18 protein-coding genes and 1 tRNA gene are annotated in these 15037 nt (G+C 59.8%); 8 read left to right on the top strand and 11 right to left on the bottom strand.

The window, feature by feature from the left end; all coding sequences use genetic code 11:
• The first annotated feature begins 65 nt into the window (after window positions 1-65).
• The 3 genes from QMY55_RS08270 to QMY55_RS08280 all read left to right on the top strand — a co-directional run bounded on the left by QMY55_RS08270 (window position 66) and on the right by QMY55_RS08280 (window position 2096).
• Window positions 66-422 carry a PilZ domain-containing protein gene (locus QMY55_RS08270; RefSeq protein WP_283488145.1) on the top strand — a complete coding sequence of 119 codons (357 nt, stop codon included), beginning with the start codon at window positions 66-68 and terminating at the stop codon, window positions 420-422.
• 127 nt (window positions 423-549) lie between these two features.
• On the top strand, window positions 550-1368 hold the full coding sequence (locus QMY55_RS08275; protein WP_283488146.1) for a TatD family hydrolase: 819 nt from the start codon (window positions 550-552) through the stop codon (window positions 1366-1368).
• Window positions 1365-2096 carry an ankyrin repeat domain-containing protein gene (locus tag QMY55_RS08280; RefSeq protein ID WP_283488147.1) on the top strand — a complete coding sequence of 244 codons (732 nt, stop codon included), beginning with the start codon at window positions 1365-1367 and terminating at the stop codon, window positions 2094-2096. The genes QMY55_RS08275 and QMY55_RS08280 overlap by 4 nt, the downstream gene beginning before the upstream one ends.
• 196 nt (window positions 2097-2292) lie before the next feature.
• Here the strand turns inward: QMY55_RS08280 and msbA are convergent, their stop codons facing one another.
• Window positions 2293-4146, bottom strand: a complete 1854-nt coding sequence (gene msbA / locus QMY55_RS08285) for a lipid A export permease/ATP-binding protein MsbA (RefSeq protein ID WP_407650644.1) — start codon at window positions 4144-4146, stop codon at window positions 2293-2295.
• A gap of 298 nt (window positions 4147-4444) precedes the next feature.
• Here msbA and tolB point away from each other — a divergent pair, with 298 nt between their 5' ends.
• From tolB to QMY55_RS08310, 5 genes are all read left to right on the top strand, one after another.
• On the top strand, window positions 4445-5764 hold the full coding sequence (tolB, locus tag QMY55_RS08290; RefSeq protein WP_283488148.1) for a Tol-Pal system beta propeller repeat protein TolB: 1320 nt from the start codon (window positions 4445-4447) through the stop codon (window positions 5762-5764).
• Window positions 5765-5828: 64 nt separating this feature from the next.
• The gene (pal, locus tag QMY55_RS08295; RefSeq protein ID WP_283488149.1) at window positions 5829-6356 is read left to right on the top strand and encodes a peptidoglycan-associated lipoprotein Pal; all 528 of its coding nucleotides are present in this window, start codon (window positions 5829-5831) and stop codon (window positions 6354-6356) included.
• Window positions 6356-7117, top strand: coding sequence for a tol-pal system protein YbgF (gene ybgF / locus QMY55_RS08300; protein WP_283488150.1), 762 nt, complete (start codon window positions 6356-6358; stop codon window positions 7115-7117). Before pal ends, ybgF begins: the two co-directional genes overlap by 1 nt.
• The gene (locus QMY55_RS08305; protein WP_407650645.1) at window positions 7117-7944 is read left to right on the top strand and encodes a tRNA threonylcarbamoyladenosine dehydratase; all 828 of its coding nucleotides are present in this window, start codon (window positions 7117-7119) and stop codon (window positions 7942-7944) included. The genes ybgF and QMY55_RS08305 overlap by 1 nt, the downstream gene beginning before the upstream one ends.
• Window positions 7945-8038: 94 nt before the next feature.
• A tRNA-Lys gene (locus tag QMY55_RS08310) sits at window positions 8039-8114 on the top strand.
• A 72-nt stretch (window positions 8115-8186) separates the two neighbouring features.
• On the opposite strand, the gene QMY55_RS08315 is transcribed toward QMY55_RS08310, so the two are convergent.
• The 10 genes from QMY55_RS08315 to QMY55_RS08360 all read right to left on the bottom strand — a co-directional run bounded on the left by QMY55_RS08315 (window position 8187) and on the right by QMY55_RS08360 (window position 15021).
• Window positions 8187-9146, bottom strand: coding sequence for a tyrosine-type recombinase/integrase (locus tag QMY55_RS08315; RefSeq protein ID WP_328517810.1), 960 nt, complete (start codon window positions 9144-9146; stop codon window positions 8187-8189).
• A 77-nt stretch (window positions 9147-9223) separates the two neighbouring features.
• Complete coding sequence (locus QMY55_RS08320) at window positions 9224-9442, bottom strand: hypothetical protein (RefSeq protein ID WP_283488153.1); 219 nt, start codon at window positions 9440-9442, stop codon at window positions 9224-9226.
• 88 nt (window positions 9443-9530) lie between these two features.
• On the bottom strand, window positions 9531-10418 hold the full coding sequence (locus QMY55_RS08325) for a hypothetical protein (RefSeq protein ID WP_283488154.1): 888 nt from the start codon (window positions 10416-10418) through the stop codon (window positions 9531-9533).
• The gene (locus tag QMY55_RS08330) at window positions 10415-10693 is read right to left on the bottom strand and encodes a hypothetical protein (protein ID WP_283488155.1); all 279 of its coding nucleotides are present in this window, start codon (window positions 10691-10693) and stop codon (window positions 10415-10417) included. Before QMY55_RS08330 ends, QMY55_RS08325 begins: the two co-directional genes overlap by 4 nt.
• Window positions 10694-10909: 216 nt before the next feature.
• The gene (locus QMY55_RS08335) at window positions 10910-11062 is read right to left on the bottom strand and encodes a hypothetical protein (RefSeq protein ID WP_283488156.1); all 153 of its coding nucleotides are present in this window, start codon (window positions 11060-11062) and stop codon (window positions 10910-10912) included.
• Complete coding sequence (locus QMY55_RS08340) at window positions 11038-11289, bottom strand: hypothetical protein (RefSeq protein ID WP_283488157.1); 252 nt, start codon at window positions 11287-11289, stop codon at window positions 11038-11040. The genes QMY55_RS08335 and QMY55_RS08340 overlap by 25 nt, the downstream gene beginning before the upstream one ends.
• Window positions 11289-11891: a hypothetical protein gene (locus QMY55_RS08345; RefSeq protein ID WP_283488158.1), complete on the bottom strand. Its 603-nt coding sequence runs from the start codon at window positions 11889-11891 to the stop codon at window positions 11289-11291. Before QMY55_RS08345 ends, QMY55_RS08340 begins: the two co-directional genes overlap by 1 nt.
• Window positions 11892-11895: 4 nt before the next feature.
• A complete protein-coding gene (locus QMY55_RS08350) occupies window positions 11896-12612 on the bottom strand; it encodes a DNA methyltransferase (RefSeq protein ID WP_283488159.1) in 717 nt (238 codons plus the stop codon).
• Window positions 12570-14054 carry a hypothetical protein gene (locus QMY55_RS08355; protein WP_283488160.1) on the bottom strand — a complete coding sequence of 495 codons (1485 nt, stop codon included), beginning with the start codon at window positions 14052-14054 and terminating at the stop codon, window positions 12570-12572. Before QMY55_RS08355 ends, QMY55_RS08350 begins: the two co-directional genes overlap by 43 nt.
• A gap of 220 nt (window positions 14055-14274) precedes the next feature.
• The gene (locus QMY55_RS08360) at window positions 14275-15021 is read right to left on the bottom strand and encodes a methyltransferase (RefSeq protein WP_283488161.1); all 747 of its coding nucleotides are present in this window, start codon (window positions 15019-15021) and stop codon (window positions 14275-14277) included.
• Window positions 15022-15037: the final 16 nt, after the last annotated feature.

Consider the following 15037-nt stretch of genomic DNA (forward strand, 5'->3'; position numbering starts at 1 on the left):
GTGCTTGCCCAGGGTGTTAACCTAATGCCCTGCTGTTTTGCACCTCCACAGACTTTTTCTCCTCTATGAATGCCATCAACACTCCCCGTCCCAGCGTGATGCAGCTGGCGATCAAGGAAAAGGTCGCCTTGTATGCGGCCTATATTCCGTTGTTTGCAGAAGGGGGGATCTTCGTGCCCACACAGCGAGACTACCGCCTGGGTGATGATGTCTATGTGCTGCTGACCTTGCCTGAAGATCCCCAGCGCTATCCCGTCGCCGGCCGTGTGGCCTGGGTGACGCCGGAGCGGGCCTCGGGCAATCGCACGCAGGGCGTGGGTCTTCAGTTTCCCAAGGATGCCAAGTCCGCCGAGCTCAAGGCCAAGATCGAGCAAATCCTGGGTACGGCCCTGAGCTCCGAGAAGCCCACTCAAACAATTTAACCCCCTGAGCGGCTTTGCCGCTTCCCCCAAGGGGGACGACAGCCTCACTGCGGGGCGGCCCTTGCTCGCTGTCTCTGAGCTGGAGCCTGCCTGTTTAATGAGAGGCTGACTTATTACAGATTTCGTGATGTTCACCGATTCCCACTGCCATTTGAATTTTCCAGAGCTGAGTGCCAATCTCGCTCAAATCCGTGAGGCCATGGCCGCCGCCAAGGTCACGCGTGCGCTGTGCATCAGCACGACCATGGAAGAGTTTCCCGATGTGCATCAGCTGGCGCTGGACTATGACAACTTCTGGGCCACGGTGGGTGTGCACCCCGATACCGAGGACATGACCGAGCCCACGGTGCAGGACCTGGTCGACCGCGCGGCGCTGCCGCGCGTGGTAGCCATCGGCGAAACCGGCCTGGATTACTACGGCATGGAAGACCGCAAGGGCGGCCGCACGATTGCCGATCTGGAGTGGCAGCGCGAGCGTTTTCGCACGCATATCAAGGCTGCCCAGATCACGCAAAAACCGCTGGTCATCCATACGCGCAGCAGCTCCGACGATACGCTGGCCATTTTGCGCGAGTGCGGCGAGGCCGATGCCGCCACGCAGGCTGGCGGCGTTTTTCACTGCTTTACCGAGACCGAGGCCGTGGCCCGCGCTGCTCTGGACATGGGCTACTACATCTCCCTGTCGGGCATTGTGACCTTCAAGAACGCCCAGCATCTGCGCGATGTGGCGGCCTTTGTACCCCTGGACCGCCTGCTGATCGAGACGGACAGCCCTTATCTTGCGCCCGTGCCTTACCGCGGCAAGACCAATAATCCTTCCTACGTTCCCTTCGTGGCCAAGCAAATTGCCGAGGTGCGCGGCATCTCCGTAGAGGAAGTCGCTGCGGCCACCAGCGCCAATTTCGACCGCCTGTTCAAGGGCGTGACCTCCGGAGCCAGTGCATGACCCAGCTTTGCGCCGCCGCTATCGACTCCAAAACCACGCGCCGCCAGGCTTTGCACTGGCTGGGCGCAGCAGCGGTGACCGGAGTTGCCGGGCTGGCGTCGCCCGCCTGGGCCAATGCCTACGATGACTATTCGCGTGCCTTGGTCAGCGATAACGACAGGGCCATGGTGGATCTGATCTTTCGCGGCTTCGATCCCAACACGCTGGACACGCGCGGCCGCCCGGGGCTGGTTTCGGCGCTGCATCAGGACTCGCTCAGGGTTTTCGAGGTGCTGCTCAAGGCCCCCAAGGTCGATGTGAATCTGGCCTCCAAGCAGAACGAGACGCCGCTGATGATGGCCTGCATCAAGGGACATCTGGACCTGGTCAAACAACTGATTCAGCGCGGCGCCGACGTGAATCGTGAAGGCTGGGCGCCGCTGCACTATGCGGCCTCGGCCGATATGCCCCAGACACTGGACATTGTGAAGCTGCTGCTGGAAGAGAGCGCCTATATCGATGCGGCCTCGCCCAATGGCACGACGCCGCTGATGATGGCCGCCCAGTACAGCAGCGAGGCCGTGGTCAAGCTGCTGCTGCAGGAGGGGGCGGACATCACGCTGCGCAATCAGCGCAATATGACGGCGGCCGACTTTGCCAAGCTGGTGGATCGTCAGTACATGGCCGATCTGCTGGGCAAGGCCCTGCAGCACGAGCGCCGCACTCAGCCATCGCGCGGGACCTGGTAGGAGCAGCTTGGCCGGCTCCCTATTTTTGTCAGGACTTACGCAAACAAGGATGCGCCAAGGACTGCTGCCCAGAGGCGAAGCTCTTGCCCGAGCCTGATTTGCGTATGCCGTATTTTGATAGCTGACAGCGCTCAATAAAAAAGGACTTCAAGCCTATTCAGGCCTGAAGTCCTTTGTTTATGTGCGGTAGCAGCTCTTAAATTTGAGGCTCGCCCGGCGTGGCGCTGCGCACCTGGTTGTGCAAACGGGCATACAAACCGCCCAGGTCCATCAGTTCGGCATGCGAGCCTTGCTCGGCGATCTGGCCGCGCTCCATCACCACCACGCGGTCGGCATGCTCGATGGTGGACAGGCGGTGGGCAATCACGATCGTGGTGCGACCCTGCATCAAACGGTTCAGGGCTTCCTGCACCAGGCGTTCGGATTCGTTGTCCAAGGCCGAGGTTGCCTCGTCCAGAATCAGGATAGGCGCATTCTTGTACAGCGCGCGGGCAATGGCCAGGCGCTGGCGCTGGCCGCCAGACAGCTGGCTGGCGTTATGTCCCACCAGGGTGTGCAGGCCCTGGGGCAGGTTGCGCACAAAGTCGCCGAGGTTGGCCGCTTCCAGGGCAGACCAGATGCGGGCTTCGTCGATGTCGGCACCCAGCGCCACATTGGCTGCCACGCTGTCGTTGAGCATGACCACATCCTGACTGACCAGGGCGAATTGCTGGCGCAGCGCATTCAGATCCCATTCGGGCAGCTGCACGCCGTCCAGCGTGATCTGGCCGCTGGTGGGCGAGAGAAAGCGCGGAAGCAGATTGACCAGCGTGGTCTTGCCGGCACCCGATGGGCCGACCAGGGCCACGACCTCACCGGCCTTGATGCTCAGGCTCAGACGCGACAGGGCGGGGGCCTTGTCCTCGCCGAACTGCACGCTGACATTGCTCAGCTGCAGCGCGCCGCTGACGGTGCCTGTGGGCTTGAAACTGCCGCCTTGTTCATCGGTCGAGCCTTCGAGCAGGGACAGGCCGCGCTCCAGCGCAGCCACGCCGCGCGTGATGGGGTTGGCCACATCGGCCATGCGGCGAATCGGGGCGATCAGCATCAGCATGGCCGAGATGAAGGCGGCAAAGCCGCCCACCGTGACATCTTGCACGGCGCCTATGCCGTCTTCGCGGCTTTGCCAGAGGGCGATGCACAGAATCACCGACAGCGCAATCGATGCCAGCACCTGGGTCAGCGGCGTCATGGCGGCCGAGGCAATCGTTGCCTTGGTATTGAGGCCGCGCAGCTGGCGGCTCAGCTCGCTGAAGCGCGACTGCTGGGACTGCTGGGCACCATGCAGGCGCACCATGCGGTGGGCCAGCACGTTCTCTTCCACCACATAGGCCAGCTGGTCGGTGGCGGTCTGGCTGCTCTTGGTGATGCGGTACAGGCGGCGCGACAGCGTCTTCATCACCCAGGCCACGCCAGGCACCATGAAGGCCACGATCAGCGTCAGCTGCCAGTTCAGATAGATCAGATAGCCGAGCAGCGCAATCAGCGTGAAGCCGTCGCGCGAGATGCTCATCATGGCCTGCACCAACTGTTGGGCGCCGGTCTGCACCTCATAGACGATGGTGTTGGACAGGGCGGAGGCCGACTGGCGCGAGAACAGGCTCATGTCGGCGGCCAGCAGCCGCTCGAACAGCTTCTGGCGCAGTGCCAGCATGCCGTCGTTGGTAATGCGTGCCAGTGCGTACTGGCCTGCAAACTGCGCCAGGCCACGAATCACGAACAGACCGATCAGAAACACCGGCACCGTCCACAGCGGCAGCGAACCTGCGGTGAAGCCGCTGTCCAGCAGTGGCTTGAGCAGGGCGGGCATGGCGGGTTCGGTGGCAGCGCCGATCAGCGTGGCGAAAATGGCAAGGCCCCAGGCCCAGCGCTGACCCGAGAAATAAGGCGTCAACCGTTTGAGGCGTTGCATCAGCGGCAGCTCGGCGGGATGGCTGGCCGCTGGTGGCTGAGGTGTGACGGGCGCTGTCTTGGCGTCGTCACCCGGTGGTGAGGGAGGGGTAGCTTGCATAAGCCCTCGATTCTAGGGCTTGGGTCAGGTCATTCGAGCTGGCCTTGTTTTGCAATCTGCCTGTAACTGGGTATAAGAGAAAAAGCCTACCGGCCGATGCCGGGCCGCTGTCACATTCGGAAAGAATTAGCTGGCAGCTCATGTATGCCAACTCTGGCATGCTCTTGTTTTGAAATAATTGTCGCACTTGCGTTTGATCACCCTACTGAGCACGTTCTTACATCAGCCAGTAGTCAGTGTGTGTAACATTCGCGCTTGTGTTTGTGCCGGGGTTTCCCGGAGATTTTGATGGCTGCCAATGACACTTGACCGACTTCCATCCCTTTCCTCTTTAGCGGCAGGGCCGCATGCTTCACGCCGAGCCATGCTGGGCACTCTTGCTGCCGCTTCTGCGATGCCGGCAATGGCCCAGTTTCGCGTTGAAGTGACCGGTGTGGGCCTGACCCAGTTGCCTATCGCCATTGCGCAGTTCAAGGGAGAGGGGGCAGCACCCCAGAAGATTTCGGCCATTATCCAGGCGGACCTTGAGCGCAGCGGCCAGTTTCGCGGCGTCGATGCTTCGGGCGTAGCCCTGGACGAAACCTCGCGCCCCGATGTGGCCATGTGGAAGCAAAAAGGCGCTGATGCGCTGGCATCGGGCAGCATCACCCGCCTGGCCGATGGCCGCTGGGATGTGCGTTTTCGCCTGTGGGACGTTGTCAAGGGTGCCGATCTGGGTGGCCAGGGCTTTGCGGTCACGACCGGTGACCTGCGACTGGTGGCCCACCGCATTGCCGACTACATCTATGAAAAGCTCACGGGCGAGAAAGGCATTTTCTCCACCCGCATCGCCTATGTGACCAAGGCAGGCTCGCATTACCGTCTGTGGATTGCCGACGCCGATGGCGAAAACGCCCAATCTGCCCTGTCCAGCCCTGAGCCCATCATCTCGCCCGCCTGGGCGCCCAATGGCACGCAGCTGGCCTATGTGTCGTTTGAAGCGCGCAAGCCCGTGGTCTATGTGCACGATGTGGCCAGCGGCCACCGCCGCCTGCTGGCCAATTTCCGTGGCTCCAACAGCGCGCCAGCCTGGTCGCCCGATGGCAGCCGCCTGGCAGTGACGCTGAGCCGCGACGGTGGCTCCCAGCTCTATCTGCTCAGCGCCCAGGGCGGCGAGCCGCGCCGCCTGATGCAAAGCACAGGCATCGATACCGAGCCTTGCTTCTCCAGCGATGGCCGCACCATTTACTTCGTCAGCGATCGTGGCGGTGCGCCGCAGATCTACAAGGTCTCGGTGTCTGGCGGTAACGCCGAGCGCGTGACCTTCAACGGCAGCTACAACATCTCGCCCTCCATCAGCCCGGATGGCAAGTGGCTGGCCTATATCTCCCGCGTGGGCGGCGCCTTCAAGCTGCAGGTCATGGATGTGGCCACCGGTACCGTCAACTCGGTGACCGATACCACGGCAGATGAAAGCCCCAGTTTTGCGCCCAACAGCCGACTCATCGTCTACGCCACCATCCAGGGCGGTCGCGAAGCGCTGATGACGACCACGCTGGACGGCAAGATCAAGGCACGCCTTGCAGGACAAGGTGGAGACATACGAGAGCCCGACTGGGGCCCGTTCCAGAAACATTGATTTGAGTTGGTTCCTTTCCCTTTTCTAGTGATGAAGTCCGCTGTGGACTGTTCGGAGAAATCTCATGTTGACTATCAAACGTCTTTCTTTGGCTTTGGCTGTGACTGCCCTGGTTGCAGGTTGCAGCTCGGGCGTTAAGCTCGACGACAAGCCCGTCGATGGCTCGCTGACCAGCCAGGGCGCTGGCGCCAATGGCCAAGGCCAAAGCGGCGTGTCCGGTGTGGACCTCACCGGTTCTGCCGCCTCCAAGGCCGGCCCTCAGGGCGTCAGCCGTATCGTGTACTTCGACTTTGACAGCTACTCTGTCAAGGCCGATGCACAGCCCCAGATCGAAGCTCACGCCAAGTTCATCAAGGCCAATCCCTCGGCCAAGGTGCAACTGGAAGGTCATACCGACGAGCGCGGCGGTCGTGAATACAACCTGGCCCTGGGTCAAAAGCGCGCCGAAGCCGTGCGTCGCTCCCTGGGTCTGCTGGGTGTGAACGATTCCCAGGTCGAAGCCGTGAGCTATGGCAAGGAAAAGCCTGCCGTGGAAGGCCATAGCGAAGACGCTTACGCTCAAAACCGCCGCGTCGAAATCAACTACCGTTAATGATGCAGCAGGCTTTGTTGACTCTCCGTCATGCAACGCTGCCCAAGCTGGTGGCGGCTGGACTGCTGGCTGGTTCTGCCCTCAGTGCTCATGCAGCCCTGTTTGGTGATGACGAGGCGCGCCGCGCCATCATCGAACTGCGCCAACGCGTTGACAGCCTGCAGCAATCGCAGGAGCAGACCCGTCGCAGCCTGCTGGATCTGCAATCGCAGATCGAAGCGCTGAAGTCGGAGCAGGCGAAGCTGCGTGGGCAGAACGAGCAACTGACCCGTGATTCGGCCGAGTTGCAGCGCGGGCAGAAGGAACTGGCCAAGGGCCTTGACGAGCGCTTGCGCCAGTTCGAGCCTGTGACAGTCAATGTGGACGGCCAGGACTTCGCGGCCGATCGCAACGAGCAGCAGGACTTCGAGCAGGCTCTGGGTCTGTTCCGTTCGGGCAAGTTTCCTGAGGCCGGTCAGGCATTCGCGGCTTTTCTGCGCCAATGGCCCAAGAGCGGCTACACCCCTTCGGTGCGCTTTTGGCTGGGCAACTCGCAGTACGCCACGCGGGACTACAAGAATGCCATTGGCAACTTTCGCTCCGTCATGACGAATGCTCCCATGCATGCGCGAGCACCGGAGGCGGCCCTGTCCATTGCCAATTGCCAGGTGGAACTCAAGGACACCAAGGCAGCGCGCAAGACTCTGGAAGATCTGCTGCAAGCCTATCCCAACTCGGAGGCGGCAGGCATTGCCAAGTCCAAGCTGGCGACGCTCAAGTGATGGCAGAGCATTTGCAATCTCAAGCGGAAACAGCGCCTTCCAACGGCGCTGTTTTTTCTATGAACGAAGAAGTTGATGCGCAGCGGCGCTTTGGTGGGCTGGAGCGCTTGTATGGTGTGCAGGGCGCAGCCCGGATTCGCGCAGCGCATGTGGTGGTGGTAGGCATAGGCGGAGTCGGCTCCTGGACGGCCGAAGCCCTGGCCCGCAGCGGCGTCTCAAAGCTGACCCTGATCGATATGGATCATGTTGCCGAGTCCAATATCAATCGCCAGATCCACGCGCTGACCAGCACCGTGGGACAGGCCAAGATCGAAGCCATGCGTGAGCGCATTGCCCAGATCAACCCTGCCTGCGAGGTCAACTGCATTGATGATTTTGTGGATCCTGACAACTGGCTCAAGCTGCTGCCCGGCGGTGCCGATGCCGTGATCGATGCCTGCGATCAGATCAAGGCCAAGGCCGAAATGGCGGCTCATGCACGCAAGGCCAAGCAGTGCTTTATTTCGGTCGGGGCAGCTGGCGGCAAGCGTCTGGCCCATCTGGTGGATATTGGCGATCTCAGCGCAACTACGCATGATCCCTTGTTGTCCCAGTTGCGTTATCGCCTGCGCAAGCAGTATGGTGCGCCCAAGGATGGCAAGCGCATGGGGGTGAACTGTGTGTTCAGTCGTGAAGCCGTGGCGCTGCCCGATGCCTCTTGCGCCATCGAGAGCGGAGATGGCAGTCTGAACTGCCACGGCTATGGCTCGGTGGTGGCGGTGACTGCCACTTTTGGCCAATGCGCGGCAGGCTGGGTGCTCGATCAATTGGCTCGTCAACAGGCCTGAAGCAAACTAATCGATGAGTTTGTTCAAGCAGTCGGAAAAATAGATTACAATAACGCCATTCCACTGATTAAGCAACACTGCTTTTGATGTGTGGGGGTCTTTAGCTCAGTCGGTAGAGCAGCGGACTTTTAATCCGTTGGTCGCGAGTTCGAATCTCGCAGGACCCACCAGAATGCATAAGCCGCTACAGCTATTAAAGCTGTAGCGGCTTTTCTGTTTTATTCCCATCGTGGGAATATTCATTACTTCAGGGATGCGCGCTTCGACACCCTGGTGCGGTCATAAACCCGTGCGGTGGTTGCTGTGTTGGCATGCAGCTCAGGCAGGCTGCCGTACTTTTCCTTGTGCTGAGTCGTGTAGTACGCCCGCAGATCATGGAATGTGAATCTGCGAGTAATCACTCCCTCTTTAAGTGCTGAGACCATTGCCCGTTGCCATCCGGTGAGGAAGTTTGCTTCGGTCATCGGGTTGCCCTTGGTATTGTTGAATACATGGAGTGAGCTGTCGGGGCGCGGCATCCCGATCAGGCGTATGGCCAAGTTCTCCATTGCTGGACCCATCTGGATGGTTTCGGCCTTCGTGGCGCCAAGGTGCTGTTTGGCACGCATCAGGCGTATTACCTTGGCCTGCATGTCGATCTGGGGAATTTGCAGCTCCAAAAATTCGGCTCGCCGTGACCCAGCAAGCGCAGCAAATTCAGCCATGAGCGCCAGGGTTCTGTTGTGCGGGCCTGATCTGAAAAGCCAGTCAAGAAAGGCGCTCAGCTCATGCGGTTCCGGGGCCTCGGTGCGCGGGCGCTCTGAATTTTTCTTCACCTGCTTACATGGGTTGGCGTCAATGTCGCCGCGCTCGATGGCAATATTCATCAAGTTGGAGAGCAGGGCCACCTCCCGATTTCCACGCACCGGGGCATCGGCTCGCTCCACCCGCAGGTAACGGGCAATGTCAGAGGGGCGGATAGCCGCAGCAGCAACATCGCCCATAACCCCCAGCAGGTTTATGCTGTATTTTTCATAGTCGCTCTGTGTTCGGGGCTTGAGGTCTGTCCACTTCGCACTCTTGCGATACAGGCCCCACAGCTCACGCACTGTGCCGGCCGAATTCAATTCGGCAGTCACGCCGAGCACCTGGCGGATTGCTTCATCGCGATCTGTGCCGAGATTTACGGGCTTTCCGCCGACCGGGTGGTAACGGTAGGTCACCTTCCCATCTTTGCGAGGTCGGGCCTCCATTCTCGGCAGGAGGCCAAAGCCGGAGGCTCGCTCTCGTCTACGTCCCATCATTTGCTCCAGTTAAAACCGCGTGATTGTGTTGCGGTGGCTTCCTTCTGCTTCAGCCGCTCTTCGGCAGCAGCTCGCCCGACGATTGGCACGCCATCGGGGCGGCGGCCAGCAACAGGGATGCCAAGTACCTTTTCAATGAATCGCTTCTGTGCTGCCCTCTGGGTGAGCGGTGAGCACAGATCATCAATCTCTTGAGGCGATAGGTAGAGGTTCATTCCATCCTCCAAAAAGAGAACCCCGCATCAGCGGGGCTCGGGGTTGCGGTTTTGCTGCTTCTATTTGCGAGCGCGGCGTATCTCTCGTTTAGATGGGCGGGGCATTTGGTTTCTCCTGTATTCCGTGGGCGCGCTCGATGGCGCGAACAAGCCTTACAACCAAGCCGCTAGGCTTCGGGTTCGTAAGCTGAAGCACATCCAAAATCTGCTCATCAGTCAGCGGCTTGCGCTCCTGCGCTGGTGGTGTTGGCGCGGCTGCGAGCATGGTGCGCACTTGCTGCTCTGTGTAGAGCTTGGTTGGCTGAAGTCCCTCTGACTCCACCATTGAATTCACATGCTTCGGCAGTAGTCGACCGATAAATATTCGGCCTTCGATCAAATACCCCCAAGGCTCCGGCATCTGCACCGCTGCCTGCTGGGCCTTGAGCTGCGCCTCGGCCTCCATGGCGCGCCATTTCCAGTCGTCTTTCCTCTTGGCCAAGCCTGATAGAGCGCCTTTGGCAGCATCGCGCTCCACCTCCAGCTCCTTCACGCGCTGTTCGGCGCGCTCCAGGCGGGCCAGCAGCGGGGAATTGCTGCGCACATCCTCCTGCCACCGCTCCAGCTCCTGCACGCGGGCATGCAGGCGCTTGATTTCAAAGGTTCGTTCATGCAGATAGTCCAGCACTTGGCGGACTTGCGATCCATTGGCCTTGAAAACGGCACCATGCACTTGGGCGTGTAGGGCCGCTTCTCGCATCCGCGCGAGGTCAATGTTCAAACCGGGCTGGTTTGGAATTTCAACAGTCTGAGTTGTGCGCTCCAGTTCCGCGATGCGTCCAGCCTGGCGCGCAATCAGGTCTGCTGCTGCCGTGTATTTGTCCCAAGCGGCTTTGCCGTTGTCGTCACACATTGACTTGCGCGAACCAAGATGGCTGCGGCGCGCGATCAAGAACTGCTGTGTTTGCAGCGCCTCTGCTTGTGCTTGTTGTGTCATGGGCGAATCTCCGTTGTTCCCAGTAGCAGGTAGGCAATCCGCTCGCGCCACGTCATATATCTGGATTTGCCGCGAGCATTTATCAGCAGCAAGCCGTCGCGCTTCTTGTGGACGCGCACAGCGCTACTGTCGAGAGCATGGCTCGCCTCAATCAGTGTTTGCTTTGCAGAACCAACAACCGGATCGTTATATGAAAGATTGCGCGCAACCCCTTGGCACTTGGATGCGAGGGTAGATTGGTATTCGCTGGTGGTTTGCGGTGCTTGTTGTGTCATTGCTTGGGTTCCTGTGTTACGGGTCTCTTCTCAAGAGAGAGCGGCCAGAAGTGGGCGCGCTTTCTTTCAGGCGCTCGCTCCACAAACGTTGTGTGCTCGCAGCAGCCCATGTGGCTCCATTCCTTTCCAACAATCACCGGCTTTTTGCTGTGCCACCACCAGCTGCCGTTGGCATCCATGGCCCGCCATCGCGCCCATTCCGGGGCGGTGCTCCAGCTACTCATTGCACTGCTCCTTCTGCGCCATAACAAAGATGCCGGGGCGCGCGCCATGGAATTGGTCGACGCCCATATGGAACCGCTCGCAATGCTTGCGCGCAAGCCACCGCACAACAAACAGCGGCATCAGTTCAATCCATGCTGCAAGCATTCCTGCGCTCCTTCCTTGGCTGCTGCCTGTTTTAGTCGCCACTTAATCTGGCGCGCATAGGTGTTGTCTGGCGCACGCTCGACCAATCCATCTCGCGTCATCCGCTCCAGCTCGCGCCGCACAGGTGCCGCGTTCCCGCGAAAGCCGATGATGTTGGCTATCACGTATGTCATTTCGCCACTGCGCCGATACTTTTCACTAAGAACCTCGATGATCTTTTCCCGCATCACTCACCCCCTTGCGCTGCCTGGGTGGCATCATCGGATTCGAGAAAATCGGCAGGCAGCGTGACGCCTTGTGTGTCATCTGGAAACCAGCTGAACGGCTCCGATTTTTTGAGCACTTCATTCAGCTTTTCAAAAGCCTCGCGCACATCCTCTGGCACCTCGCCGTCTTCCGGCAGGATGTCGCAGAAATGCTCGTTCGGCTCAATCTCTTCTGGGTAAGAAGGCCTGCACTTGGTCAGGCGCACATCTTCTGGCTTGATCTGGTTTTCTTCCAGCCAATCAATCAGGTCTTCTGCATCAAAGAAGTAGCGGTCGGTGTCGTACAGGTGGAGCGGTAACGCTTCGGGCGTGTATGCCTCCTTTGGCATGTCTTGCCAGCGCTGCTCCAGGCACTCTTTACGGCACTCACGGCAGTAATTGCCGTTCGCTATAGGTTGATGCTCCGGGTTTTTGTCGCATTTGTGATGTGTGGAACCCGCATAACGAGCCAGGCGCTCGTCTTTGCCCCAAAACTTCCCATCACTAGACACCCAGCCCGTGACTGTCTGAATGCTTGCGGCCTCATTGGACTCGGCCATGATGATTTGTGTATTTGCTCTCATGTTCTTATTCCCCTTGCGCTGCCTGGGCGGCGCGCTGTGTTTCGTATTCCCTCTGCAAGCGATCAACCGCTGTTTGATAGTGCACGGGGTCAATTTCGATGCCAACGAATTGGATGCCACGGCGTAGACATGCAACACCCATGGTTCCGCTACCCATGTGGGTGTCGGTCACATCGCGCGCCTTTGCCTGGTCGATGCACCAGTCAGCCAGTGCTACTGGCTTTTGATTGGGGTGCAGCTTGCGCGCGCCACGACTGATGTTTTCTTCACCACGGCGGCAGATTCCGCGCCAGAGCTGGCGGTGCATGCGTGGCACACCAGAGAGGTTTGTCCACGCCATTTCGAGGTCAGCACCATCGTCCGGCGTGGTCTGCTCGCGCTTGTCCCACACAAGCCACTTGCCGTTTGCAGGCAAGCGGTCTGCGTAGTAATTGCCGCCCCAGAGGATGACAACATCGCCTGCGCTCAAGAGCGGGGCAGGGTCGAATGGCACGGCATTGCCGACGATGGGCGCATGCTGCACATCGGTTTGCACCAGCTTGTTGCGACTGCGTTTTTGCCGGTAGTCGTTACCGTAGGGCGGGTCAGCGATCAGGGCATGGGCGCGTGGCAGGTGGGGCAGAACGTCTTTGAAGTCCGCGAGATACAGCTGGCAGCAGCCGATTACGTGTGTTGGCTTCACTGCTGCTCCCCCTTTGCTGCCGCGATAGCTGCGCTGCATGCTTCTTCAGGCGTGTCGCCTTGGCCGCTGGCAATCACCTTGCGGTCTGGATTTACGGTTGGCATGGGCGGCATGCTGCGTGGGTGGTCAGTGATCCAAGCGCACCAGCCTGTTTGTCGCGTGTGGGCCAACTCAAAGTAGGCGTACTCGTTTTGCTCCAGTTCTGCGCTGTGAATGGCGATCAGGTCGCGGATGGCATCCCGCGCGTCTGCCTGGGTCTGCGCCTGGGGTGCTGCAAACAATGGCGTGGTGAGCTTCCCAGCGGGCGTTTTGCGTGCTGGCAGGTATCGCCCGGCGTTTGCAGAATCAGGCCCGTCCGGGTCGCGGTGGTGGTCGAGCTGTTCCTTGCTGACATACAGAACGGGAACTTGCTCCACCGACTGCGCTGGAAGTCCGGTAGTAGCGGCCTGGGCCAGCAGGGCGCGCACTTGCTGCTCTGTGAATAGAGCAATGGACTTGTCCCAGTCGCCGTGCCTGTTGAAATTCAGCTCTTGCGGCTCATGCCCGGCGCACTCACCGTCGCGGACGATGCAACGCTGATTGATCCATGCTGCAGGCTCAGGCAGCACCACTGGCGCGGCTGCTCCGGTCAGTAGATGCGTTTCGGCTATGAGTGACGCTCTGGAGCCGCACTTTGCGCATGCGGCTGTCATCGTGCCCACTGTGTTGCAGTCAGGGCATCTGTCTTCGACCGGGCTTTCACCTTGCCAATCGCACTTGCTGCACGCAGCCTTGCTGCCGTCTGCATCGTTGATGCCGACATGCCCGCAATCACTACATTCGCGCACTTCGATGTAGGTGGGCGCGGCTGCCGGGGTGGCGTCATGGTCTGCGGCGGAGAAAAGCGCACCACAGTCAACGCACAGGTATCCGCTTTTCACAACATGGTTTCGTGCGTCTGCAATCCGATGGGTGCATACCCCTGCTGGGGTGGCGGTAAGCGCGGGTGCTGCAGCAAGCACATTGGCATAGCGTTGTTGCATGCCCGCGCGCTCCATCAACTCGCCTAGAAGTTTTTGGTCAAGTTCGCGTGCAGCGTCCTCTTCGCCTTCACTCATGATTGCGATAAGCATTGCTTCGGTAGGCGCTATCGGAACCAGCTTCCAGTCATCAGGCACTGCCACGGCTGCGGGCGCTGCCTGCACAGGGGCTGAGCGTTCCGCAAGTTCGCGGATGGCGGCAACTGCACATTCGATGCCATTCATGTCACGCAGATGCATGAATTCGGGCAGGTGCTTACGCAGTTCTGCTGCGCAAGCCAGCCAAGCCTCCGTGTGCTCATCCATGTATGGGACGCGCACTGGATACACATCGTGATTTCCAGCGGGCAGCCCAGGTGAATACAGCTTGGCGTTGGTGATCTTGCCGCTCTCGTCAACATCGATATTGACGCAAGGCCAGATGTCAGCTTCTGGCTCCTGAATCTGGTGCAGGCAGGTCACGGGCATGGCCAGCGCCTCCCGCACGCTGGCAAGGGCCAGAACTTCGCTGGGCTTGAAGTCGCCGCGCTCAGTACCGTCCTTGGTGAGGCGGCCAACTGCCACTTCTAGGCCAGCTTCGGCCTGCAGCAGTGCGTTCTTGAGGGTGCTGATGATGTCTTGCATATGGGTGGCTCCCAGAATGAGAAAAGCCCGGATAGAGCCGGGCTTGGGGTGGTGGTGGTCAGGCTGGGATGACCGCTATCACTGTGTTGACGCCGGTCCCACTGGATTTGAAGCTGTTTTCCGGCAGCGGCTCAATGCGCCCGCCGCGCTCATTTACAAGGTCTTGGAATGCCTTGGTGCGCGCATCGGCACGGAATGTCACGCCAGCGGCCATTACCGCCACAAGCAGGCCGCCAGGCTTCAGGAACTGATGGGCATGCATGACATGCTTGATGTCTGCCTGTTTCATGAAGGGTGGGTTCATCACCACGCGGTCATAAACTGGTTCGGGTGTGATCGTGAGAAAGTCAGCCGTCACTGTTCGCCCCAGCTCTACGGGAGCCTCCATTGCACAATGGAAAGCATTCCCCTGCTGGATTTCGTAACAGTCAACATTTGCGCCAGCTTCGGCGCAGGCCCAAGCAATTGCCCCCTGGCCCGCACTCGGCTCAAGCACTCGCATTCCGGCCCGAATCTCTGCAAGTTCAAGCAGACGATCTACCACTGCAGGAGGGGATGGGAAGAAGTTGAATTCGTCTTTCGGGATGACCACGCTGCCGGACAGAATGATCTGCTCCATGCGCTCAAAGGCATCGCCATCGAAGACGTGGGCTTGTGCTTTGCGGTTCCATTTGCCGCCAGCAGCCTCAAGCACTTTGTTGACACGGGTGTAAAGGGCGCGATCAAGCTGGCCGGTAAGCGCAACATTGCTGCCTGTGGTTTGAGCCGAGCTAAGGACGGCGAGGACATCGTTTTCGATTTTCATAGGGCTCCAGAAAGCA

Origin of the sequence: Comamonas resistens (assembly GCF_030064165.1) — a bacterium.
GTDB classification, from domain to species: domain Bacteria; phylum Pseudomonadota; class Gammaproteobacteria; order Burkholderiales; family Burkholderiaceae_C; genus Comamonas; species Comamonas resistens.